Source organism: Sideroxyarcus emersonii (genome assembly GCF_021654335.1).
Classification (GTDB): domain Bacteria; phylum Pseudomonadota; class Gammaproteobacteria; order Burkholderiales; family Gallionellaceae; genus Sideroxyarcus; species Sideroxyarcus emersonii.
Map to the genome: position 1 here is coordinate 601,901 of NZ_AP023423.1, position 22,361 is coordinate 624,261.

At 60.7% G+C, this 22,361-nt stretch carries 23 protein-coding genes; 19 read left to right on the top strand and 4 right to left on the bottom strand.

Translation table 11 applies throughout. The annotated features are described in order from the left end of the window. Window positions 1-41: 41 nt before the first annotated feature. From ribBA to L6418_RS02880, 6 genes are read left to right on the top strand one after another with little or no spacing between them, the layout of a single operon-like run. Complete coding sequence (gene ribBA / locus L6418_RS02855; protein ID WP_237247973.1) at window positions 42-1,142, top strand: bifunctional 3,4-dihydroxy-2-butanone-4-phosphate synthase/GTP cyclohydrolase II; 1,101 nt, start codon at window positions 42-44, stop codon at window positions 1,140-1,142. Next, window positions 1,139-1,591, top strand: coding sequence for a 6,7-dimethyl-8-ribityllumazine synthase (gene ribH, locus L6418_RS02860; protein ID WP_237247974.1), 453 nt, complete (start codon window positions 1,139-1,141; stop codon window positions 1,589-1,591). The genes ribBA and ribH overlap by 4 nt, the downstream gene beginning before the upstream one ends. Then, window positions 1,588-2,040: a transcription antitermination factor NusB gene (nusB, locus tag L6418_RS02865; protein WP_237247975.1), complete on the top strand. Its 453-nt coding sequence runs from the start codon at window positions 1,588-1,590 to the stop codon at window positions 2,038-2,040. The genes ribH and nusB overlap by 4 nt, the downstream gene beginning before the upstream one ends. A 15-nt stretch (window positions 2,041-2,055) precedes the next feature. Continuing rightward, window positions 2,056-3,003, top strand: coding sequence for a thiamine-phosphate kinase (thiL, locus tag L6418_RS02870; RefSeq protein ID WP_237247976.1), 948 nt, complete (start codon window positions 2,056-2,058; stop codon window positions 3,001-3,003). Beyond that, a complete protein-coding gene (locus L6418_RS02875; RefSeq protein WP_237247977.1) occupies window positions 2,987-3,493 on the top strand; it encodes a phosphatidylglycerophosphatase A in 507 nt (168 codons plus the stop codon). Before thiL ends, L6418_RS02875 begins: the two co-directional genes overlap by 17 nt. Further along, window positions 3,490-4,158, top strand: a complete 669-nt coding sequence (locus L6418_RS02880; RefSeq protein ID WP_237247978.1) for a thermonuclease family protein — start codon at window positions 3,490-3,492, stop codon at window positions 4,156-4,158. Before L6418_RS02875 ends, L6418_RS02880 begins: the two co-directional genes overlap by 4 nt. A gap of 71 nt (window positions 4,159-4,229) precedes the next feature. Here the strand turns inward: L6418_RS02880 and L6418_RS02885 are convergent, their stop codons facing one another. Next, entirely contained in the window at window positions 4,230-4,709 is a 480-nt protein-coding gene (locus tag L6418_RS02885; RefSeq protein ID WP_237247979.1) for a MarR family winged helix-turn-helix transcriptional regulator, read from the bottom strand. Between the two features lie 220 nt (window positions 4,710-4,929). Between L6418_RS02885 and L6418_RS02890 the strand changes: the two genes are divergently transcribed. The 3 genes from L6418_RS02890 (at window position 4,930) to L6418_RS02900 (ending at window position 6,855) form a co-directional block, all read left to right on the top strand. Then, window positions 4,930-5,427 (top strand): hypothetical protein, encoded by a 498-nt coding sequence (locus L6418_RS02890; protein ID WP_237247980.1) that lies wholly within the window; start codon window positions 4,930-4,932, stop codon window positions 5,425-5,427. A 2-nt stretch (window positions 5,428-5,429) separates the two neighbouring features. Next, window positions 5,430-6,512, top strand: a complete 1,083-nt coding sequence (locus tag L6418_RS02895; protein ID WP_237247981.1) for an NADH:flavin oxidoreductase/NADH oxidase — start codon at window positions 5,430-5,432, stop codon at window positions 6,510-6,512. A gap of 103 nt (window positions 6,513-6,615) precedes the next feature. Further along, the gene (locus L6418_RS02900; protein WP_237247982.1) at window positions 6,616-6,855 is read left to right on the top strand and encodes a hypothetical protein; all 240 of its coding nucleotides are present in this window, start codon (window positions 6,616-6,618) and stop codon (window positions 6,853-6,855) included. Here the strand turns inward: L6418_RS02900 and L6418_RS02905 are convergent. Continuing rightward, the gene (locus tag L6418_RS02905; protein ID WP_237247983.1) at window positions 6,836-7,135 is read right to left on the bottom strand and encodes a hypothetical protein; all 300 of its coding nucleotides are present in this window, start codon (window positions 7,133-7,135) and stop codon (window positions 6,836-6,838) included. The genes L6418_RS02900 and L6418_RS02905 overlap by 20 nt on opposite strands. A gap of 43 nt (window positions 7,136-7,178) precedes the next feature. Here L6418_RS02905 and L6418_RS02910 point away from each other — a divergent pair, with 43 nt between their 5' ends. From L6418_RS02910 to L6418_RS02955, 10 genes are all read left to right on the top strand, one after another. Continuing rightward, window positions 7,179-7,802 carry a Crp/Fnr family transcriptional regulator gene (locus tag L6418_RS02910; RefSeq protein ID WP_237247984.1) on the top strand — a complete coding sequence of 208 codons (624 nt, stop codon included), beginning with the start codon at window positions 7,179-7,181 and terminating at the stop codon, window positions 7,800-7,802. A 30-nt stretch (window positions 7,803-7,832) separates the two neighbouring features. Continuing rightward, the gene (locus L6418_RS02915; RefSeq protein ID WP_237247985.1) at window positions 7,833-8,231 is read left to right on the top strand and encodes a hypothetical protein; all 399 of its coding nucleotides are present in this window, start codon (window positions 7,833-7,835) and stop codon (window positions 8,229-8,231) included. 60 nt (window positions 8,232-8,291) lie between these two features. Next, window positions 8,292-10,331: a c-type cytochrome gene (locus L6418_RS02920; protein WP_237247986.1), complete on the top strand. Its 2,040-nt coding sequence runs from the start codon at window positions 8,292-8,294 to the stop codon at window positions 10,329-10,331. A 192-nt stretch (window positions 10,332-10,523) separates the two neighbouring features. Next, window positions 10,524-11,411, top strand: coding sequence for an extracellular solute-binding protein (locus L6418_RS02925; RefSeq protein ID WP_237247987.1), 888 nt, complete (start codon window positions 10,524-10,526; stop codon window positions 11,409-11,411). 101 nt (window positions 11,412-11,512) lie between these two features. Then, entirely contained in the window at window positions 11,513-12,034 is a 522-nt protein-coding gene (locus L6418_RS02930; RefSeq protein ID WP_237247988.1) for a DsrE family protein, read from the top strand. A gap of 153 nt (window positions 12,035-12,187) precedes the next feature. Beyond that, on the top strand, window positions 12,188-13,246 hold the full coding sequence (locus L6418_RS02935; RefSeq protein ID WP_237247989.1) for a YeeE/YedE thiosulfate transporter family protein: 1,059 nt from the start codon (window positions 12,188-12,190) through the stop codon (window positions 13,244-13,246). A 404-nt stretch (window positions 13,247-13,650) separates the two neighbouring features. Continuing rightward, on the top strand, window positions 13,651-14,061 hold the full coding sequence (locus L6418_RS02940) for a hypothetical protein (RefSeq protein ID WP_237247990.1): 411 nt from the start codon (window positions 13,651-13,653) through the stop codon (window positions 14,059-14,061). A 175-nt stretch (window positions 14,062-14,236) separates the two neighbouring features. Beyond that, window positions 14,237-15,028 carry a hypothetical protein gene (locus L6418_RS02945; protein ID WP_237247991.1) on the top strand — a complete coding sequence of 264 codons (792 nt, stop codon included), beginning with the start codon at window positions 14,237-14,239 and terminating at the stop codon, window positions 15,026-15,028. Window positions 15,029-15,303: 275 nt separating this feature from the next. Beyond that, entirely contained in the window at window positions 15,304-16,872 is a 1,569-nt protein-coding gene (locus L6418_RS02950; RefSeq protein WP_237247992.1) for a diguanylate cyclase, read from the top strand. Between the two features lie 234 nt (window positions 16,873-17,106). After that, window positions 17,107-17,400: a hypothetical protein gene (locus tag L6418_RS02955; RefSeq protein ID WP_237247993.1), complete on the top strand. Its 294-nt coding sequence runs from the start codon at window positions 17,107-17,109 to the stop codon at window positions 17,398-17,400. A 95-nt stretch (window positions 17,401-17,495) separates the two neighbouring features. On the opposite strand, the gene cphA (L6418_RS02960) is transcribed toward L6418_RS02955, so the two are convergent. Beyond that, window positions 17,496-20,066 (bottom strand): cyanophycin synthetase, encoded by a 2,571-nt coding sequence (gene cphA / locus L6418_RS02960; RefSeq protein WP_237247994.1) that lies wholly within the window; start codon window positions 20,064-20,066, stop codon window positions 17,496-17,498. A 40-nt stretch (window positions 20,067-20,106) separates the two neighbouring features. After that, window positions 20,107-22,251, bottom strand: a complete 2,145-nt coding sequence (gene cphA, locus L6418_RS02965; protein ID WP_237247995.1) for a cyanophycin synthetase — start codon at window positions 22,249-22,251, stop codon at window positions 20,107-20,109. Between the last annotated feature and the right edge of the window lie 110 nt (window positions 22,252-22,361).

Consider the following 22,361-nt stretch of genomic DNA (forward strand, 5'->3'; position numbering starts at 1 on the left):
GCCCCCCGCGATTTCGCGACACAACAGACAGAACCGCACACATGACAGACATCGCACCGATAACCGAGATCATCGACGAAATACGTGCCGGGCGCATGGTCGTGCTGGTGGACGAAGAGGATCGCGAGAACGAGGGCGACTTGCTGTTCGCCGCCGAATTCGTCACGCCGGAAGCGATCAACTTCATGATCCGCCACGCGCGCGGCCTGGTCTGCCTGACGCTGACCGAGGAACGTTGCCGCCAGCTTGGCATTTCGCATATGGCGCGGGACAACAAAAGTCCGCTCGGCACGAATTTCACCGTCTCCATCGAGGCCGCGGAAGGGGTGACCACAGGCATCTCGGCTTCCGATCGCGCCACCACCATCCGCGCGGCGGTGAAGAAGAATGCCGGCCCCGCGGATATCGTCCAGCCCGGCCACATCTTCCCGATCATGGCGCGGCAGGGCGGCGTGCTGGTGCGCGCCGGACATACCGAGGCGGGTTGCGACCTGGCGCACATGGCAGGGCTGATGCCGGCGGCAGTGATCTGCGAGATCATCAAGGAGGACGGCGAGATGGCCCGCCTGCCCGACCTGATCCCGTTTGCCAGGGAGCATGGCTTGAAGATCGGCACCATCGCCGACCTGATCGAGTATCGCATGCACAATGAGGCATTGGTGGAACGCGTGGCGCGCCGTACGGTACAGACCGCGTATGGCGAATTCGACCTGGTGACCTACAACGACAAGACCACGCAGCGTACCCACCTGGCGCTGGTGAAGGGCGACATCCAGCCGCAGAACGAGACGCTGGTGCGCGTGCACGAGCCGCTGTCGGTGATGGACTTCCTGGAGCAGGTCAGCCTGCCCAATACCACCAGCGTGCATGACGTGCTGAAGAAGATCAGCCAGTCCGCAGCCGGCGTGCTGGTGATGATGCACCACACCGAGACTTCGGCCAGCCTGCTGGCGCGTGCGGCGGCCAAACCCGAATCCGGCCATGCGCAGTGGGATCCGCGCAGCTACGGCATCGGCGCGCAGATCCTACGCGACCTGAATGTGGGCAAGATGTGCCTTATCGCCACCCCGCGCAAGCTGCCCAGCATGGCGGGCTTCGGCCTGGAAGTTGTGCGTTACTGTCAAAGCAAGGACAACAAATGAGAGAGATCGAACAGAACCTGAACGGCAAGGGCCTGCGTATCGGCATCGTGCAGAGCCGTTTCAACGAAGTGGTGTGCGAAGGTTTGCTGGCCGCCTGCCGTGCGCAACTGGTGCAGAGCGGGGTCGGCGAGAGCGACATCACCCTGGCCACCGTACCCGGAGCCCTGGAGATACCGCTGGTGCTGCAAGCCATGGCGCAGAGCGGTAAGTTCGATGCACTCATCGCGCTGGGCGCGGTGATCCGCGGCGATACCTATCATTTCGAGGTCGTGTCCAATGAGTCCGCGCGCGGCGTCGGCGAGGTGCAGCTGCATTGCGGGGTGCCCGTCGCCAATGCCATCCTCACCACCGATACCGACGAGCAGGCGGAGGTGCGCATGAACGTCAAGGGCGCTGAAGCGGCGCTGGTCGCCATCGAGATGGTGCACCTGCTGAAAGCGCTGGCATGAGCGACGTCAAGCAGAACAATCCGGCCAAGAGCCTGCGCCATCGTGCGCGCGAACTGGCCATGCAGGGCGTCTACGAATGGCGTCTTTCCGGCAAGAGCGCAACGCTGATCGAACGGGGCACGCGCGACGAAAAGAGCCTGGGGCGGTACGACACGGAGTTCTTCGGACAGCTGCTGAAAGGCGCGATCACCCAGCACGAAGCGTTGTCGGCCCAGATCGCGCCGCATCTGGACCGCAAACTGGACGAACTGAGCCCGGTCGAATATTCCGTGCTGCTGCTTGGTGCGTACGAACTGGTCCATCATCCCGAGGTGCCTTATCGCGTGGTCATCAACGAAGCGGTGGAACTGGCCAAGACCTTCGGCGGCAGCGACGGGCACAAGTTCGTCAACGGCGTGCTGGACAAGCTGGCGGCGCAGGTGCGCGCGACCGAGGTCGCCGCGAAATAATCCATCGGGGCCGCCTTGTCGGAATTCGATCTCATCCGCCGTTATTTCACCCGCCCCGCTTCCGGGGCGGTCCTCGGCGTGGGCGACGATGCGGCCTTGCTGCATGTGGCCGGGGGCATGGAGCTGGCGGTTTCCACCGACATGCTGGTGAGCGGCACGCACTTCTTTCCCGATGCCGATCCGTTCCTGTTGGGCCACAAGACGCTGGCGGTGAACCTGTCCGATCTGGCGGCCATGGGGGCGGTTCCCCGCTGGGCTACGCTGGCCTTGTCGTTGCCGGATGCGGATGATGGATGGCTGCAGCGTTTCAGCGACGGTTTTTTTGCCCTGGCCGATGAGTACGGCGTAGAACTGGTCGGCGGCGACACCACGCGCGGCCCGCTCAACCTGAGCGTCACCATCATGGGCGAAGTACCGCAGGGGATGGCATTGCGGCGCAGCGGTGCCAGGGCCGGCGACGACGTGTGGGTGTCGGGGGCGCTGGGCCGGGCGGCGCTGGGATTGGCGCACCTGCAAGGCCGCATCGATCTGGCCGGCGATGTCCGTAGCCGCTGCCTTGCCGCCTTGCATCGGCCGCAGCCGCGGGTCGATCTGGGACTGGCATTGCGCGGCATCGCCAACAGCGCAATCGATATCTCCGACGGGTTGCTTGCCGACCTCGGGCATATAGCGGAATCTTCGCATGTTGCTGCCGAGGTCGAATATGCGGCCATTCCGGCGGATGCATTGCGCGGTGTCGACGAGTCGCTGCTGCGTCATTGCGTGCTGTCGGGTGGCGACGATTACGAATTATGTTTCACCGTGCCCGCAGCAAAACGCGGCGAGGTCGAAACGCTTGCGGCGAAGCTGTCGCTGCCGCTCGCGCGCATCGGAGCTATTGCGGCAGGGCAGGGCTGCACGGTGCGTTCGACGGATGGCAGCGTGATGACCACAAAGGAAGCAGGCTATGACCACTTCGCATGACCAACTGAAGTTCCAGCCGAGCTGGCGTTTCCTGTTCAGCCATCCGGCACACTTCCTTTCCTTCGGTTTCGGTGCCGGCCTGTTCCCGCGTTCGCCGGGGACGGCGGGTACGCTGGTTGCCTTTCCCATGTATTGGTATCTGGCGCCGCGGCTGAACGATGCGATGTTCATCCTGGTGCTGATCTGGGCATTCGCCTTCGGTGTCTGGGTATGCGACAAGACCGGCAAGGCGCTGGGGGTGGCGGATTATGGCGGCATCGTGTGGGACGAGATTGTCGCTTTCCTGCTGGTGCTGTTCTTTACGCCGGAAGGACTGATCTGGCAGTTGCTGGCATTCTCGCTGTTTCGTTTCTTCGACATCGTCAAGCCGCAACCCATTCGCCATTTCGACCAGACTTGGCATGGCGGCCTCGGCGTGATGTTCGACGACATCCTCGCTGCGGGGTATGCGTTGCTGTGCCTGGCGGCGATCAAGAGCGTCCTGGTATGAAACGGCTGGGGGTGTTGTTGTTCTGCCTGGCGCTGAATGCGCAGGCCGAGACCTTCAGCGCCAGGGTGATCGCGGTGATGGACGGCGATACCGTCATGGTGCTGCGGCAAGGGCAGAAGATAAAGATCCGCCTGGCGAACATCGATGCGCCGGAAAAGGACCAGGCCTTCGGCATGCAATCGCGCGATTCGCTGCTGCAGATGCTGGGCGGGAAACAGGTACGGATCGACAGCCTCGCTGCAGACCAATACGGACGCACCGTGGCCCTGGTGTCGGTGGACGGCCGCGATGTCAATCAGGAGCAGGTCCGGCGCGGCATGGCGTGGGAATATTCGCATTACCATGCCGACAATACCTATGTTGCCTTGCAACGGGAGGCGCAGCAGGCACATCGCGGCCTGTGGACACAAGCCAGCCCGCAGGCGCCATGGCTGTGGCGCAAACATCATCCGCCCATGCAACCGGCCCCGCAGGCCAGGCAGTACGGTGCCAGTCGCAGTATGCCGACGATGTTCTACGACGCGGGTTGCGGCAGGAAGCGCCGCTGTTCGCAGATGGGGTCATGCGACGAGGCGTATTTTTACTTCACTTATTGCGGCGTGGCGACGCTGGACGGGAATCACGACGGCAGGCCGTGCGAGGATCTGTGCGGCAGCAACCACTGAGTCGAGCCGGTCCCGGTTGAGGCAGGTGTCGACTGGGCGGGTCCGCGGTGCCGTCGGTGCGATCCGCGGCGTCACAGGTCCGACAGGTGTTTGTCCGCCAGCTTGTCGTTGCGTATGCGCAGCTGTCCGATGAGTTCAACCAGCGACTTGTCCAGGCTCAGCAATGCCGATTCGGGCAGGGTCTGCAGCGCTTCCGGCAGGATGCCTTCCGCAGGTCCGGGAGCGGACTCGAGAATGCCTACCGCGGTTGCGGTCAGGCGCAAGCCCACCCTGCGCTGGTCTTCCTTGCTGCGCTCCTTGACGATCAGCTTGCGGGCGACGAGTTTTTCGACCAGCTGGCTGCAGGTGGATTGGTGGATCGACAGGCGCTCGGCCAGTTCGGATACCCCGATGTCCGGGGTTTTCCATATTTCCTGCAGTATCCACAATTGCGAACCGGTGACGCCGCAGGTCTGTTCGACCTCGCGGAAATGCTGGCGCACCGAGCCGAAGATGATCCGGAACTTTTTGAGCACCTGAAGCGAAAGCTGGTTCTTGCTGCGACGGGCCAATTTATTCCCCTTTGTGCTGATGACTACTGTGTGCACGCGATCATTATATGTCTTGCAGGGCGGATTTAGACGATATACATTGCCATAAATGTATGGCGCGATGTTTATGGCACAATATCCTTCGTGGCGCTTGCAGCCAGTTAGTTGCTACAACCCGTGATCATGTCTTCCAACCATTGAGTCAGGCCAGTTCCCTGTGGCTGTTTGATCTTTAACCATTATGATTGAAACCCTTACCCTTATTACCCTGGCTACTCTATTCCTGATCTTTTTCCGTCCCGGCAAGACTCCGCCGCTGGAAAGCCGACTGACGATCGAGCGGCCCGGACGCTATCAGATCGTTCTGGCGCCGAAACTGAATCTGGCGCAACCGTTCATCGAGGCCATTGCGCAACGCGTTGGCAATCCCGGAGGGGCGATGCAGAACAGCGAGACACAATGTTTTGCGGTACGCGACAAGCAGGTCAGCGGAAACGACAAGGATGTGTATCTGCTGGCGATCTCCTGCCGCAACGGCATGCTCCATTTCCATGGGACGCAGGCTGTATCCGACGATCCCGGCAACTACCCGGAGACGATCAGGAAATTTACCCATGACGTACTGGCTCCATTGCCTGCCGACGCCGTGCGCAGTCCGGAGATGGACGAACGCATCGTCGATGCCGTCAATAGCGTGGCGCAACGGCAGGGCATCGGAATCGATCGTCTGGCAGGATAGCCATGGCCCATCTGTTTGAGCCGCTCAAGCTGCGCGACATCGTCTTCAACAACCGCATCGGCATCCCGCCCATGTGCCAGTATTCCGCGCATGACGGCATGGCGTCCGACTGGCATTTCGTGCATTACGGCAGTCGTGCGGTGGGCGGTGCTGCGCTCCTGATCGTCGAAGCCACGGCAGTCTCGCCGGAAGGGCGCATCAGCCTGGGCGATCTGGGCATCTGGGAAGACCGGCAGATCGAGCCGCTGGCCCGTATCGCCAGCTTCGCCCGGCAGCAGGGCTGCGTCATGGCCATACAGCTGGCGCACGCCGGCCGCAAGGCCAGTGTCGGGCTGGGATGGCAGGCGCAGGCATCGCTGAGCGAGAGCGAAGGCGGCTGGCGGACGGTCGCGCCGTCGGCAATGCCGTTCGGTACAGGCTACGCCGTACCGGATGAACTCGACGAGAGCGGCATCCGCCGGGTGATCTCGCAATTCGTGTCCGCAGCTTGCCGTGCTCGCGAGGCCGGTTTCCAGGCCGTGGAGATACATGCGGCGCACGGGTACCTGTTGCACCAGTTCCTGTCCCCGCTCTCCAACCAGCGCAAGGATGCCTACGGCGGCAGCTTCGAGAACCGTACCCGTCTGGTGCGGGAGGTCGTGTCTGCGGTGCGCGCGGAATGGCCCGGGCGATTGCCGCTGCTGATCCGCTTGTCGGCCACCGACTGGATCGAGGGAGGCTGGAATGCCGACGAAACGGTCGAGCTATGCCGTGTGCTGAAGGGATTGGGCGTGGACATGGCGGACGTCTCGTCCGCCGGCCTGCTGCCGACCGCGCAGATTCCCGCCGGGCCGGGCTTCCAGACAGAATTCGCGGCGCGGGTGCGACGCGAGGCGAACCTCGCCACCGCGGCCGTCGGGCTGATCACATCACCGGCGCAAGCCGATCACATCGTGCGCAGCGGGCAGGCCGACATGGTGTTGCTGGGGCGCGAGATCCTGCGCAATCCCTATTGGCCGCTGGGGGCCGCACAGGCATTGGGGCATGTGGCATCATGGCCGCCGCAATACCTGCGCGCCGCCCCGCCGGGGTCGAAAGGGCGTTAGCGGTTGCGCTGGACAACCTTTCCAGCCGGGTGGCAAATGGGATGCGGACTTGCCGATTCGGTAGCGGGAAATGTTTTTTGATCTAACGTACGGGAAGCAAAATATGAACAGGGAAGAAATCACCCGCATCATCGAGAATGCACTCAAGAGCGGCGACAAGATTCCGGGGCTATTCGATCTGCCCAAGATCATGAGCATCAAGGCCGAGATCCAGGCCTGCACATCCATCAACGATGTGCTGGGCCTGATCGAGGAACACCGCGATCTGATCGCCAAGGCGTTCGGCTTGAGCGAAGATGCCATCGATCAGACCGTGGCCAAGATCAAGGCGATCGAGGGTTGATTGCGCTATACCGGTAGAGCGTGACTGCGGCTTGATCAGCCGGCAAGTTCATTTCCGGATTCATCGACGGCTTCAGCCCTGATATGCAGACATTCATGGGATGTTCGCATTCTTGCAATTCTGGGAACTCATTCTGCTTCTCCATTTCCACCACCTGGGCGATGCGCGTTTGCGCGAGGTGTCGAACTTCTATTGGCCTCGGCAATGTCATATCATCATCCACTTTGCGGCCCCAGATCCCCTGGGCTGCCATGACCGCCACATGAGATTGGGTTGCCATGCTTGATATCGATACAACATCCCGCTTGTTGTCGCAATACCCGATGCTGCGCGAACTGAGTACTGCAGACCGGGATGCATTGTTTGCAACGGCAAACGTGGTGAACGTCCCTGCCGGAGCAATCGTATTCGACGAGTGTCAGCCGTGTCAGGGCTTTCCATTGCTGCTGTCCGGCAATATTCGCATCATCAAGGCGTCGGCAAATGGTCGCGAGCTGCCTTTGTATCGCGTATCTCCCGGCGACAGTTGCATTCTTTCCAGCAGTTGCCTGTTGGGGCGCGCGAATTATCAGGCGCGCGGAATAGCCGAGCTGGATACCGTGATGGTGGCCTTATCGCCGGACATGTTCGAGAAGCTGCTCGCGGTACACAAACCATTTCAGGATTACATCTTCGGCATGTTTTCCGAACGACTGGCGGACCTGATGCAATTGCTTTCTGCCGTCGCTTTCCAGAAGCTGGATCAGCGTCTCGCTGCACTTCTGGCCAATAAGCCCAGTCCGTTCCAGACCACGCATCAAGCGCTGGCCGACGAACTCGGCAGCGTGCGCGAGATTGTCAGCCGGTTGTTGAAGAGCTTTGCAGAGAAAGGCTGGATCAGATTGGAGCGCGAACAGATCGAGATAGTCGAGGCGAATTCCCTGACTGAATACTGTTCTCTTCAATAGGATTTATTGTTGCATCTGGATGGTGCGAGCATGTCGAGCTTCGACTTGTGCTGTTCGCGCGATCTGTCGTTCGGCATCCCGGTTGCGACCTTAACGAGCTCTTTACCAAATCTTCACGCTCTCATTCCATTCATTGCCCTTCAGCCCGGAATGACCTTGTTACGCTGCACGGGTAATCGATCATTTGAGGGCAAGTGTGTGACGTATGTCACAGACCCGCGGTATTTCGATTACCTAACATGCCGGTCCGCAGCAAGGGAGAAAATAAGAAACGAATATGCAGGTGTCTGCGCATTGCGGGAGGTTTCGTTCGGTTCCATCGCATTGACAGCTGCGATTGCGGCAAGGCGGGTCGATGCAGGCAAGTCGGTCAAGCAGGAAAATAAATCGCTTCGGACGTTGTGCAGTGTGCGCCTGGTGCTGGCTTGAATTTCTCCCGGAGTATCGTGCAACACCCATGTCGGGTCGTGAAAAAACAAGGGGAGACAAATGGCATTCGAAATTGGGCGAACACACTATGCGGGCATGCTGCTGATGACCATCCTCTCGGCACAGCCGGCATTTGCCGCAGCGCAGGAAGTGCCGTCGGGCGAGCAGGTCAAGCGCGGCGAATACCTTGCCCGTCTGGGCGATTGCATCGCTTGCCATACGGCGAAGGACGGCAAGCTGATGGCGGGGGGGCAGGAATTCAAGACGCCCTTCGGCGTCATTCATTCGACCAATGTCACTCCTGATGCCGCAACCGGGATCGGTAATTACACCTTCGAGCAATTCGATCGCGCAATGCGCACAGGCGTGGCGGCTGATGGCCATAACCTGTACCCGGCGATGCCTTACCCTTCCTTTGCCAAGATCGATGTGGAGGACATGAAGGCGCTATATGCATACGTGATGCATGGGGTCAGCCCGGTCAGCCAGCAGAATAAAGAGAACGATATGCAATGGCCGTTCAGCATGCGTTTCGGGCTGAAATTCTGGAATGCGGCATTCCTCGACGATAAGCCCTTCAGACCCGATCCGGCTAAATCGGCTCAATGGAATCGAGGGGCTTATATCGTCCAGGGATTGGGTCATTGCGGTTCCTGCCACACGCCGCGCGGGTTTGCGATGCAGGAAAAAACCATGACGCAGGATGGCGATGGTGGCAAGGATTTCCTTGCCGGATCGACCATCGAAAACTGGCATGCGGTCAATCTGCGCAACCAGTGGCCGCAATCCGAGTTCGCCAGGTTCCTCAAGGTTGGTCATAACAGTCATGCCACCGCCTATGGCACCATGACCGAAGTCGTGCATTTCAGCACCCAGCATTTCAGCGATGCAGATCTGTCCGCCATCGGCGAGTATTTGAACGCCCTGCCGGCCAATGCGGAGTCGGATGCGATCAAGCCGAAAACGGTTGCGCAAATCGGGGAAGGCGACCTGTATAAAACGCGCGGTGGCCTGGGTTATGTGCAGTTCTGTGCCACCTGCCATCAGAACGATGGGCGCGGCATGGATAAATTCTTCCCGCCGCTGGCCAACAATTCTTCGGTGCAGTCCCACGATCCGACATCGGTCATCCATGTGGTCCTGAGCGGCTGGAAATCGGCCGAGACGGCCGATGCCAAACGCGCGTTCTTCATGCCCAGCTATAACAAGCTGACCGATGAGGAGCTGGCGGAGATTGTGTCCTTCGTGCGTACCCAGTGGGGCAATCAGGGCGTACCTGTCACTGCTGACGAAATCAGGAAAGTGCGTGCAGCGATCGGTATCAAACCTGCAGAGCCAACCAAGTTCAACGTGCCGCGCTATGCCGCGATGCTGTCGAGCCCGAATGCCGACCAGTTGATCTATGGCATGCGGTTGATGACGGAAACCAAGGCGCTGTTGCCCACGCATGTGGGCGACGAGCTCGTTTGCAACAGCTGCCACCTGAACGGCGGCACCATGGAGCATGCGGCGCCTTATGTCGGGATCGCAGCCTTGTTTCCATCCTATGCGCCGCGTGCCGGCAAGATCATCGATTTCAAGGACCGGGTGAATGGGTGTATGCGCCGCTCCATGAACGGAAAACCGCTGGACAAGGATTCCAGGGAAATGCTGGCCATGATCGCCTACATGGACAACATGAAAGGAAACTTCAAGGAGAACGAGGCAATTCCGGGGCGCGGGGTCGGCAAGATCGACAAGTCGATCGTGCCCAATGTGGAGAACGGCAAGAAGATCTACAAGGATCAATGTGCCGTGTGCCATGGCGACAAGGGGGAAGGAATGAAGCAGGCGAACGGCAGGTATGTGTTCCCGCCGCTCTGGGGCAAGCAGTCATTCAACATTGGTGCTGGTATCGCGAAGACCTATACCGCAGCAGCCTTCGTCAAGAACAACATGCCGATATCCAATACCCAGAGTTTCCCGCTTGGCCAAGGCGGCTTGACCGACCAGGAGGCGGTCGACGTTGCGCAATATTTCACGCATATGTCGCGGCCGGATTTCGCGGATAAACGCAAGGACTGGCCGAAAGGCGGCAAGCCGACGGACGCTCGCTATTGAGCGGTCGGTGATTGTTCATCATTCAATGTAGAACGGAGGAAGTTCATGATTTCAGCTGGCGTAGTCTTCACGGCAACAAATGCATTCCGTCGCAAACTCGTTGCAGCGTCCCTGCCAGTGATTGCGGCCGGTGTTCTGGTCCAATCCATTTGGGGGGTTTCATCCGCCTGTGCGGCTGACCAGGATCTGGGTGTGTATCCGCCCTGGAGCCATGGCGAGAACAATCCGGTCGAATCCAGGGGGCTGGAATTCACGGTGCCTGAAGTCGACAACCTGCCTGACTTCCACGGCAACCCGATCAATCCGCGGCTGTCGATTTTTGTTGGCGGCAATTATTTCTTTGCCATGGCTCCCCTGATTCAGGCGTTCGAGAAAAAGCATCCCGAACTCAAGGGCAAGATCTACTACGAAACCATTCCACCCGGCCTGCTTGCCGAACAAATCAGGCAGGGCGGCACCATCACCGTGGGAAACATGACCTGGACCGTCCGTGCCGATGTGTATGCCGCAGGATTGAGAAGGATCGACAGCACGATCAAGGACGGCTATGCGACAGGCCCGGCGATTCCCTATGCGACCAATACGCTCACCATCATGGTGCCCAAGGGCAATCCCGCCCGGATATCCAGCCTCAGCGACCTGGGCAAACCCGGTGTGCGCCTGGTCATGCCCAATCCGGCATTCGAGGGGATCGGTCGCCAGATCAAGAACAGCTTGGCCAAGGCCGGTGGCGAAGAGCTGGTGCGTGCCGTGTATGAGACGAAGGTCAAGAATGGCGAGACCCTGCTGACCCACATCCACCATCGCCAGTCCCCGCTTTACCTGATGCAGGGCAAGGCGGATGCGGGCGTCACCTGGCAGTCCGAGGCGATCTTCCAGGAGCAGGCGGGCAATCCGATCGGCCACGTGGCCATTCCGGACGAGCAGAATGCCACCGGCATTTACGCCGTGGCAATGGTCAAGGGAGCGCCGCATCGCGCCGAAGGCAAGAAGTGGATCGACTTCCTCAAGTCGCCTGAGGCGCAGCAGATCTTCGGGCGCTTCGGCTTCAAGTCGTATCAAGGTGAAACACCGAAATAGTCCCGGGGGCGCCGCTGTAAGGATCGGCGCTGACTGGCCGACCGGGGAGTATCGCTGCACGGCGGTCGATGTTCTTAAACGTCATAAACGAGGAGAAACACATGCAAGCTCATAAAAAATTGGCACTCGCTTTCATCACATCTTCACTGGCGGCGCTGTTCGTCCCCGCCGCATTCGCCGCCGATGCAACTGCGGCGGCTCCAGCTGCCGAGGTCAAGAGCGAATATGTCAAGCCGAACGTCAAGCATGATTCGTTCGGCAAGATGAACATCGTCGTGCCGCTGACATCGGACGACAAAGGTATCCAGGGCATGAAACTGCGCAACATCACCAACGGCCTGAAGGCGGTCGATACCTGGAAGGGCAAGATGAACGTCGCTGTGGTGCTGTATGCCAAGGGGGTGACCTTGCTCAAGAATCCGGACGAGCAGGTTCAGAAGAAGATCGATGAACTCAAAGCGATGGGCGTTCAGTTCAAGGTGTGCGACAACACTTTGCGTGAGCAAGGTATCGACTTCCATAATCTTTACCACGTGACCGAGGCTGACATCGTTCCCTCCGGCTTTGCCGAAGTGGCCTATCTGCAGGCCAGGAAACACTATGTGGTGGACCCGGTGAACTGACCCGGGAATGTCGCTGCAAGAATCCGCAGCGGCGTCGTCGCAGCTGCGAGAAGCGGGACCTGGCAGGGCGTGCGTGTCCTGCAAACGATGGTGTGTGCATCGTTAGGCCGGGGAAATGATGGATGCGTTTTGGATAACAGGAAGGAGTGGCGTATGGGAACCATCATCTGGGGATTTGCATTTGGAGCAATCCTGCAATACGCACGCTTGAATCGATTCGATACCATCGCCGGGATGGCGGTGCTGCAGAATCTGACCATTGCCAAGACGATTTCGTTTGCCATGGGGTTGGGGGCGATCTTGTTGCAGGCGGAGATCTATTTCGGCTGGGCGGAATACCATGTCAAACCGTTCATCCTGGTCGGTGTCGTAGCGGGCGGTTTGCTGTTCGGCATCGGCATGGCCATCCTCGGCTATTGCCCGGGTACCGTCGTGATTTCGCTGGGACAGGGCAATCTGGACGCGCTGGTCGGCATTCTCGGCGGCGTGTGCGGATCGCTGGTATTTGCCATCGCCTACCCTGCCATGACATCCATGCTCGGCCCGGATTTTGGTGCGCTATCCGTCCGCAGCCTGTTGCCCGGCGATGCCGCGTTCTGGGTTGCAACCAGCGTGATAGCCATCCTGTTCATGGGTGTGGCGTTGTTCCTGCATCGATTGCAACCCCAGGGCTGGCGCTGGCTGCACGCTGCGATGGGGCTGGCATTGCTGAACCTGTTGCTTGCTTTGCCTGCAGTTGCGAACCATCCCATGGGGGCATCGACGGCTTTCCCTTATGTCGCCATGTTCCTGACTGGCATGGGGGCAGAATCCTATTGGCACAAGATTGCGGGGCCGGGGGCATGGGAACTGTGGTTCCTCGCGGGAGCTTTCCTGGCTGGGCTGGTGTTTTCCATATACAACGGCACATTCCGCATTAGCAGTGTGCCGGAATTATGGCAGCGCTACTACGGGGATAATCCGCGCAAGCGTTTCTTCTGGGCATTTATCGGCGGCTTCATGCTGCTGTTCGGTGCGCGCATGGCCGGTGGATGCACTTCTGGACATGTTATTTCAGGCGGGATGCAACTGGCCGTCAGCAGCCTGTCATTTGCCGTGGCCGTATTTACGGCATTCCTGATTACCGGCCGCTATTTTTATCGGGCACGGGGCGCCTCTTCGGCTTCGTCCATGCAGCAGTCGGTCGGCGGCAACCAGATTGAGGCCAGCTAGCCGAGCACGACTGATTCCTGTCGGCGCTGGTCTGATTTGTTCATGCTCTTCACGATCAGACAGGTCGAGTACGCCGCCAGCCCCGCCATCAGGACGAATCGCATTTGCCAGCCTTCAGGTGATTATTTCCAGGATCTGCAGGGTGTCACAATTACTGCCGGGGTCAAACTGTGGGCGATCGTTTGTCGAAGGTCGCTTGTCTACAGCTAAAAAAGAGTCTGCAAGTACAACAGCCTATATGGATTCTGGTGTGGCCTAGATACTTCTACGTATTGTTCGGGGCTGCCGGTCACCGGACAATCCTTGCACCCGCGGCCTTGTTGCTGCAGCGATTGTGACATCGGTCTGCATCTCGGGGTGCGCGTGAAGTATGGGGCTGCATCATTAACCTAAAGGAGAAGATCATGTTGAACAAGGCTATTTCGATGTCCGTATTGGCCGGTGCGCTGGCGCTTTCGGCAGGATCGCTGTTGGCTGCGGATCAGGATCGCGATCGTCTTCGCGACCAGACTCAGGATCGGGACCAGACCCAGGACCGTTTGCGGGATCAGGATCGCATCTATGGCAGTCAATTGATGACTCGGCAGGAGCGTACCGAATATCGTGCCCGGATCCGTGCAGCAAAGACGGAGCAGGAGCGCGAGCAGATCCGCAACGAACATCACGAACGCATGAAAGCGCGCGCCAGGGAACGTGGCGTGAATCTCCCGGATATGCCGCCGGCGAGGGGGAACGGTATGGGGCCCGGAGGCGGGATGAGGCCAGGCGGCGGCATGGGGCCTGGTGGTGGCATGGGAGGAAGCAGCCGTCCGTGATTCGTTCCCGGCTGGATGTGGCCAGGTGGCGGGAAGGTGCGGACGCTGCGTGTCTTCCCGCGGGGCCTGATTGTGCAACAATGGCATCCGCAGGCAAGGAGGCAGTTGCGCCATGTTTCATTGCTCATCGGTCAGCGGGCCTGCTGCACCTTACTATGGAGTCAATCGGTCGCATATGAAGAAACTGCTTGCTGGTTTGTTGTTGCTGATAATTGCCGGACGGGCTCTGGCGGATGATGGTTTCAGTCTGAGTGCCGGCTTGGATTACAGCACGGGCAAATACGGCAATGCTGTATCGACCGATATCCTGTATGTCCCCGTCATCGGTAAATATACGGCGGACAGGCTGAGCCTGATGCTGACGCTCCCGTATATCAGCGTTACCGGCCCGGGAGGCGTCATTCAAGGCTACGGGCGGGTGGTCTCTCCCGCGGGCGGCACTGGCTTCGGACGCTCTGCCAGAGGGGGCGGCCTTGCCACCACTACCAATTCCGGACTGGGGGATGTCGTCACTTCGGCCGGTTATCTGGTCTACGCAGCCGATGAGCTGTCGCTCGATGTGGTCGGCAAGATCAAGTTCGGTACGGCCGATGAAAACAAGGGGCTGGGTACCGGCCAGAACGATTATTCGGCGCAAGTCGATGGCTCTTTCCGGCTGCATGATCGAACTTCGCTTTTTGCAACGGCGGGGTACAAAGTGGTGGGCGCGCCGGTCGGCATTGCCACGAACAACGTGGCCTTCGGTACGCTGGGTGTCAACCAGCAGTTGCGCGACGGTGCAAACGCAGGAGCGATGGTCAACGCGGCACAAAGCGCATTCGCGACCGGCGGCGCTCAGCGGGATGTGACCGTATATGCATCACAGGACCTTTCCCGCGGAACAAGCGTGCAAGCCAGCCTGCTGAAAGGTTTTGCCGATGGCAGCCCGGATTATGGCGGCAGGGTCATGATCACCGGCACGTTCTGACGGCGCTCCTTGCGGCAGAATGCAAAAGCGCCTGACTTGGCATGCGGCGGCATCTCGTCTCGTTCATGTCAATGTCATCCGTTCGGAATAATTAAAGTTATCCGTTTCATTGTCGTAATTGCTGGGATTGGGCGACGCAGCCCTGTTGGTTCTATAATTTGCCCCTGACCGCCGCAAGGATGGTTTGCGGTACGCATAAAGCCCGGATGTTTTTGAGACTTGCACGTTCCATTTTCAGCTTCGCAGCGCCACTCGGCTTGGTGCTGTTTGCTGTTGTGGCAACATCGACCGCATGCCAGGCCTACCCGCAGAGACTCGATGGAAGCTGGTTCCAGGAACCTGAGCATTGGAGCTATCACGGCGAATCCCGGCCCGATGAAGTTTCCCTCTCGGCGGTGAGCGAAGTTGCGCATACCGGCGGACGCTTCATCTATCGGGCGGATTTCGAGATCCAGGCCGGCGAGCCCCTCGTGCTGGATTTCAAGAATTCCAGCGTCATCGGCCGGTTCCATCACTGGATATTCGACAGCGCGGGCAGGCAGGTTGCGGTGGCAGAAGGGGGCATCCAAAGCACGGCAAACAATCCTTTCCTGTTGCGTCACGGCCGGGTTCTGCAATTGCCGCCCGGCCGGTACAGGCTGGTCAGCGAACTCTCCTCGCCCTTCTTCCTTGCGCAGCCGCAACCCTATCTCGACGACCTGCCGCATTACCAGCAAAGCATAAAACTGGGCAATGCGCTGGTACTCACCAGTCTGGGTGTCTTGCTGGGACTGGGGATCTATTACGCGATACTGGCACTGGCTCGCCATAGTGCCGTGGAAGGCATGTATGCCTTGTTCATCCTGGGCAACCTGTTCTACAACGGTACCGCACTGCTGGTGTATCCGGATCTGTTCGGCCTGCACTGGTTCTACCTGATCAGCCTGCCCATCCTGTTTTCGAATTGCGCCTATGTCGTGTTCGTCATCGCCCTGCTGAACATCGGGCGCGATTCCAACCCCTTCCTGTATCGGGCGGGCAGAGGACTGCTGTATCTGCTGGGAGCATTCATCGTGCTGGCAATGCTGGCGCCGAACTGGTCGCTGGAGCTCGATCGCTATGGCGTTGGACTGTTCCTCAGCTATGGTCTGGTTGCCGGCATTGTGCGGGCACGGCAGGGGCATCCCCTGGCCCGAATGTATCTGGTTGCCATACTCGCCTTCTTTGCGCTGGGTGCGGTCTCGATCTCCATGAGCAGGCTGCAGGACGTTTATACCATCTACATGGAGCACCTCGGCCTGACAGCGGTCACCGTGGAGGCGCTATTGCTGGCACTGGTGCTGGCGCAGCAGTTTGCCCGGCTCCACCGCGAAAAGGAGGATGCCTTGCAACGGCTCCATCGTAGCCAGCAGATCGCGCGTACCGATACACTGACCGGTTTGCCCAACCGCTATGTGCTGGAAAACGAACTGGAACAGTTGCCGCTGCAAGGCAGCCTGACCTTCATCGATCTCGATGGCCTGAAGTATTACAATGATCGTTTCGGGCATGAGCGCGGTGACGAGCTGTTGCGACGCTTTGCCCACGTGCTCGATGGGCGGTTGCCCAAGCATGCCAACCTGCATCGCCTGGGCGGTGACGAATTTGCCATCACCTGCCGGAACGGCGATCTCTTCGCCATCGACGCCATCATGGAGGCCACGATGGGCGAATTGCGCCGCGAAGGGTTCGAGTTCGCCGGTGCCAGCTTCGGGTCGGTCCATGTGCACGAGAACCCGGCCAAAGACAATCTCATGCGCATTGCCGACGAGCGCATGTACGCCAACAAGCGCAGGCGCAAGTCGGACATCACGGCTGAAGCTTGAGACCGGAGTCGCTTGATCTGCATGCCGTCCGCTGCGGGGCGGCGAGGGTATATACCCCGGACTATATCTTTTGGCATATACCCTGATATCGCTCTTGGTGCTAGATTCATGGCGGTTCATGCGGGAGAATGGCCGGGCCGCCAGATGATGTCGTAATTTCCCATGCATCTCCTCATGACGAAAGGCGCCCGTGCGCCGGTTTCTGTTTCCAGTCAGATGAAGAGGAAGGTTATTATGGCTATCAAGATCGTCGCGCCCAAAGCACCCAGTCCGCCAGTATTGCCGGCCGATCTGGCATCCGATCTTTCGCTGGTCCAGCAGCATTTCCCGAACATCGGTGCAAAGATTTCGCAGATGTGGGGCGCGGTCGCATTGCAGAATTACCTCAGCAGGGTCATCCTTGACGAACGCGGGGGGCGCCAGGGCTTCCCGTTGCATGTGCTGACTGCATTGATACGGCTGCATGAGCATCACGCCACCTTGATGCCCGAGATTGATACGGGAGACCCCTGGGGGCATCTCGTTTGACTGTCGTTGCGGTTTGACGGTTTGACGGCTTGCCGGATCGGAATCCGGTCGCTCCGCAGGTTTCCCCGGATGCCGCATGGACATGATGCTGTCGGTCAGGCTTCTGCTACTCTCCTGGCGATATGAACAAGCGCCTCGTCGACCTGATCGATCAGGATCAGGCAGAGGTCGCCCGGTTGCAGGCGCGACAGGGCGGTATCGATCGCCAGAAACTCTCCCGTGATCTCGTCCACCAGCCTGGCCCGTTGGGCATGAACCAGTCCGCGGCGCAGCAACGCCAGTACCTCTCCGTCTGCGCGGCCGCGCTGACACTGGTCCTGATACAGGACGATCTCGTCGAACACATCGCCCAGGATCTCGGTCTGGCGGATGATGTCGACATCGCGGCGGTCGCCGGCGCCGCTGATCACCGCCACGCGTTTGTTGGCCGGAATGCTCTCGATGGCGGGTACCAGCGCGAGGATCGCATCCGGATTGTGGCCGTAGTCGGCGATGACGCTGGCGCCCCGATAATCGAAGAAGTTGAATCTGCCGGGAGCGGTTTGCGCATCGTTGACGAACGAGGCCAGGCCGGCGCGTATCGTTTCCCACTCCACCTTCGCTGCCCAGGCCGCCGCCACCGCGGCCATCGCGTTCTCCACCTGGAAGCCGATCGTGCCGTTGCGTGTCAGGGGGATGCCGGAGAGCGGGAAGCGGTGTTCTTCGGTATTCTGGGCAGCGACGATATGGCCGTCGTGGACGTGGACCACGCGCTGGCCGCGTGCCCTGTGCATGGCAATGACCGGGTGATGCCGGTCGTGGGCGAAGAACGTCACGCTGCCGGGGCACACATTCGCCATCTGCACGCACATCGGGTCGGCGGCATTGAGTACAGCGGTGCCATGCGGCGCGACGTTCTGCACGACCACGCGCTTGACCACGGCGAGGTCTTCGACGGTGCTGATGTAGTTGAGGCCCAGGTGATCGCCCATGCCGATGTTGGTGACCACCGCGACATCGCAGGCATCGAACGCCAGTCCCTCGCGCAATACGCCGCCGCGCGCGGTTTCCAGCACGGCCGCGTCGACGTCGGGATGCAGCAGCACGTTGCGCGCGCTCTTCGGGCCGCTGCAATCGCCGGTATCGATGCGTTTGCCGTCGATGTACACACCGTCGGAATTGGTCATGCCGACGCGCAAGCCCTTGCGCCCCAGGAAGTGTGCAATCAGCCGCACCGTAGTGGTCTTGCCGTTGGTGCCAGCCACGGTCACCAGCGGGATGCGGCCAGTCTCGCCTTGCGGGAACATCATGGCGATGATCGCTTCGCCCACCGCACGGCCCTTGCCGAACGAGGGTTGCAGGTGCATGCGCAGGCCGGGGGCGGCATTCACCTCGACGATGCCGCCTTCCTGTTCCTGCAGCGGTTTGAGCACGCTGTTGCACACCACGTCGACACCGCAGATGTCCAGGCCGATCATCTGCGCCGCGGCGACTGCGCTGGCGGCCAGATCCGGATGCACGTCGTCGGTGACGTCGGTGGCCGAGCCGCCGGTGCTGAGATTGGCATTGTTGCGCAGCACGACGCGCACGCCTTTCTTCGGGATGGAGTCGGTGTTGTAGCCCTGTGCACCCAGCCTTGCCAGCGCGATCTCGTCGATATGGATCCGGGTCAGCGAGGTGGCGTGCCCATCGCCGCGGCGCGGGTCGCTGTTCACCTGGTCGATCAATTCGCGCACGGTATGCACGCCATCGCCCACGACCATCGGCGGGTCGCGGCGCGCAGCAGCCACGACCTGGTTGCCCACCACCAGCAGGCGGAAATCGTAGCCGGGGATATAGCGTTCAACCAGTATCTCCGAACTGATCTCGTTCGCCGCATGGTAGGCGATGTTCAATTGCTCGCGCGTGACAACATTGGCGGTGACGCCCTTGCCCTGGTTGCCGTCCTGCGGCTTGACCACCACCGGCGCGCCGATTTCGCACAAGGCTGCCCAGGCATCCTCCGCACTGGACACCGGGCGGCCGCCGGGCACGGGAGCGCCGACCGCATCGAGCAGTTTCTTGGTCAGGTCCTTGTCCTGGGCGATCGATTCCGCAATGGCGCTGCTGCGATCCGTTTCGGCAGCCTGGATGCGGCGTTGCTTGCTGCCCCAGCCGAACTGCACCAGGCTGCCGCGAGTCAGGCGGCGGAAGGGAATGCCGCGTGCGATGGCCGCTTCGACGATCGCGCCGGTGCTGGGGCCGAGGCGTTCATCCACGTCCAGTTCGCGCAATTCGGCCAGGGCGGCAGCCAGGTCGAAGTCGGCGTTATGCAATGCGGCGTTGCACAACTGCTGCGCCAATTCGAAAGCCCTGCGTCCGACCTTTTCCTGGCTGTATTCGACCACTACCTGATAGACGCCTTTTTCGAAGGTGGCCGTGGTTCGGCTGAAGGTGACCGGGCAACCGGCTTGCGCCTGCAAATCCAATGCGGCCAGTTCCAGGGCGCGGGCCAACGGGACCGCTTCCTTGCGGCCTGCCACTTGCAGGAAGGCGATCTCGGGAAACAGGGCGCGCAGGCGTTTTTCGTAGCCGTCTATCCGGGCGATATCCTGCTCCACCTCGTCGCAGTGGACGATGGCCTCGATGGCGGTGTGCCGGCTCCACAAATTCGGGCCGCGTAGCGCGCGGATGCGAGACACTTCCATCAGACGATACCCTTTGCATTGATCATGGCCGTTGGCGATCCTAAGGTGTGTACGTCGCCAGGCCGCCGCGGATGAGTTCCACCGGCACGGCCAGCGCCCAGGCCGCCGCGACTGTGGCCAGTACGCTGTCCAGTTGCTGCGGGTCGGGCATGTTCGCCAGCACCGGTACCTGTGCCAGCCCGATCGCTTCGGATTCGTCCATGCCCGCGATGCAGACGATATGGCCTGCCTTGACCAGCACCGCCCGGCCGCCTTGCCGCAAGTGGCTGGCGATCAATTCGGTCTCGCCAGTGCGCGAGAAGAAGATCACTTCGCCATCGCAGTATTCGGCCAGCGGCGCGACCAGCGGATCGGCGGCGTTCAGCACGGCGACACCTTCCGGCAGAACCACGTCGACCTGAGTGCGGAACACATTGCATACCTGCTCCGGGGTCTCGATGTAGTACTTGCCGAAATGCCGTGCGGCATCGATATTGGTGACGATGCCGATCTGGCATCGATCGTAGCCCAGCCCCTCGGTCAAGATGGTATCGCTGCCGTTCTCGATCACCGCGACTTCCACGCTGCGATTGAGCAATACCTTTTGCGCGCTGGCCCAGTTGGCGGCGTCGTGCTGGTCGATCAGGCGTTGTGCGAAATACAGGCCGTCGGCGCAGGCGAGGCCGGCATGGCTGCCGCGCAGATGCAGCAACCTTGCCAGCATGCGGGCGGTCAGGCTCTTGCCATTGGTGCCGCTGATGCCGACCACCGGGATGCGTCCATTCCTGCCTTCCGCGAACAGATTGTCGATGATCGCCTTGCCGACCGGGCGCGGCTGCCCCTCGGCCGGCTTGAGATGCATGAGCAGGCCGGGGCCGGCATTGATCTCGACGACGGCGCCGCCCTGTTCGGCGAGCGGGCGGGAGATATCCTCCGCCACCAGGTCGACGCCGGCGATGTCCAGGCCGATGACCCGCGCCGCCAGGGCGACCGTTGCCGCCACTTCCGGATGGACCGCGTCGGTCACGTCGATAGATACGTTGCCGTTGCGCTGAACCAGCACCCGCTTGCCTTGCGGCGGGACCGAGTCGGCAGTGTAGCCCTGCCGTTCAAGCTCGAACCGGATCGCCGCGTCCTCATCCAGCATGATCAGGTCGAGCGGAAACTCTTCGCTCGGTCCGCGCCGCGGATCGGTGTTGATCTGGGTATCGATGAGTTGCCTTATGGTCGAGTGTCCATCCGCCACCAGCGATACCGATTCTCCGCGCGCTGCCGCCGCCAGGCGGCCGCCCACCACCAGCAGGCGATGCTCGTTGCCGCGGATGAATCGTTCGACCATCACCTCGCTGCCTTCCGCATCGGCGAGATGGAAGGCGGCCTCGATTTCTTCGCGCGTCGTCAATTCGGCGGAGACGCCGCGCCCGTGGTTCGCGTCGCTCGGTTTGACCACTACCGGCACACCGATCTCCTCGGCGGCTTCCCAGGCATCCGCCGGGCTGTCCACGATGCGGCCTTCCGGCACCGGCACGCCGCAGGCGCTCAGCAGGCTCTTGGACAGGTCCTTGTCGCGCGAGATGCCCTCGGCGATGGCGCTGGTCTGGTCGGTCTCCGCGGTCCAGATCCTGCGCTGGTGCACGCCGTGGCCGAATTGCACCAGATTGCCGTCGTTCAGGCGTATCGAAGGTATGCCGCGGTCGGTGGCCGCCTCCACGATGCACGCGGTGCTGGGCCCCAGGCACAGGGAATCCACCATCTCGTGCAGTTGGGCGACCGCCCCCGCCACGTCGAACGGCTTGTCCTGCATCGCAGCCAGGATCAGGTCGCGGGCGGCATGCAGGGCGGCGTGCGTTACCTGTTCGTTGCGCGAACGTACGACAACCTTGTAGATGCCGCGCACCGAGGTGCCGCGTGCCTTGCCGAAACCGCTCTGCATGCCGGCCAGGTTCTGCAATTCGATGGTGACGTGTTCGAGGATATGTCCGGGCCAGGTGCCTTCGCGCAGCCGCTGCAGGAAACCGCCGCGCTCACCGATGCTGCAGCGGTGCTCGATCAGCGAAGGCAGCCAGGCCGACAGGCGTTCGTAGTAGCCGGGAATGGTGTTGGACGGCGAGTCTTCCAGATCGCCGATATCCAGCCAGACTTCCAGAACGGGACGGTAGGTCCAGATGTTCGGGCCGCGCAGCGGCAAAATTTTAAGAAACTCCATCGAACTTCCCGGGCGAACTTGGATTGGCCGCAAGCGCGACTCGGAGCGCCATAGGGCAATGCATTCAAAAAGGTATCCAGTTTACAGAGGGTTTGCGGTTTATCCAAGAT

Excerpts from the sequence above, each read along its gene's own strand:
- ribBA (WP_237247973.1), top strand. The coding sequence starts at position 42 with ATGACAGACATCGCACCGATAACCGAGATCATCGACGAAATACGTGCC.
- ribH (WP_237247974.1), top strand. The coding sequence starts at position 1,139 with ATGAGAGAGATCGAACAGAACCTGAACGGCAAGGGCCTGCGTATCGGC.
- nusB (WP_237247975.1), top strand. The coding sequence starts at position 1,588 with ATGAGCGACGTCAAGCAGAACAATCCGGCCAAGAGCCTGCGCCATCGT.
- L6418_RS02875 (WP_237247977.1), top strand. The coding sequence starts at position 2,987 with ATGACCACTTCGCATGACCAACTGAAGTTCCAGCCGAGCTGGCGTTTC.
- L6418_RS02880 (WP_237247978.1), top strand. The coding sequence starts at position 3,490 with ATGAAACGGCTGGGGGTGTTGTTGTTCTGCCTGGCGCTGAATGCGCAG.
- L6418_RS02890 (WP_237247980.1), top strand. The coding sequence starts at position 4,930 with ATGATTGAAACCCTTACCCTTATTACCCTGGCTACTCTATTCCTGATC.
- L6418_RS02895 (WP_237247981.1), top strand. The coding sequence starts at position 5,430 with ATGGCCCATCTGTTTGAGCCGCTCAAGCTGCGCGACATCGTCTTCAAC.
- L6418_RS02900 (WP_237247982.1), top strand. The coding sequence starts at position 6,616 with ATGAACAGGGAAGAAATCACCCGCATCATCGAGAATGCACTCAAGAGC.
- L6418_RS02905 (WP_237247983.1), bottom strand. The coding sequence starts at position 7,135 with ATGGCAACCCAATCTCATGTGGCGGTCATGGCAGCCCAGGGGATCTGG.
- L6418_RS02910 (WP_237247984.1), top strand. The coding sequence starts at position 7,179 with ATGCTGCGCGAACTGAGTACTGCAGACCGGGATGCATTGTTTGCAACG.
- L6418_RS02915 (WP_237247985.1), top strand. The coding sequence starts at position 7,833 with ATGTCGAGCTTCGACTTGTGCTGTTCGCGCGATCTGTCGTTCGGCATC.
- L6418_RS02920 (WP_237247986.1), top strand. The coding sequence starts at position 8,292 with ATGGCATTCGAAATTGGGCGAACACACTATGCGGGCATGCTGCTGATG.
- L6418_RS02930 (WP_237247988.1), top strand. The coding sequence starts at position 11,513 with ATGCAAGCTCATAAAAAATTGGCACTCGCTTTCATCACATCTTCACTG.
- L6418_RS02935 (WP_237247989.1), top strand. The coding sequence starts at position 12,188 with ATGGGAACCATCATCTGGGGATTTGCATTTGGAGCAATCCTGCAATAC.
- L6418_RS02940 (WP_237247990.1), top strand. The coding sequence starts at position 13,651 with ATGTTGAACAAGGCTATTTCGATGTCCGTATTGGCCGGTGCGCTGGCG.
- L6418_RS02945 (WP_237247991.1), top strand. The coding sequence starts at position 14,237 with ATGAAGAAACTGCTTGCTGGTTTGTTGTTGCTGATAATTGCCGGACGG.
- L6418_RS02955 (WP_237247993.1), top strand. The coding sequence starts at position 17,107 with ATGGCTATCAAGATCGTCGCGCCCAAAGCACCCAGTCCGCCAGTATTG.
- cphA (WP_237247994.1), bottom strand. The coding sequence starts at position 20,066 with ATGGAAGTGTCTCGCATCCGCGCGCTACGCGGCCCGAATTTGTGGAGC.
- cphA (WP_237247995.1), bottom strand. The coding sequence starts at position 22,251 with ATGGAGTTTCTTAAAATTTTGCCGCTGCGCGGCCCGAACATCTGGACC.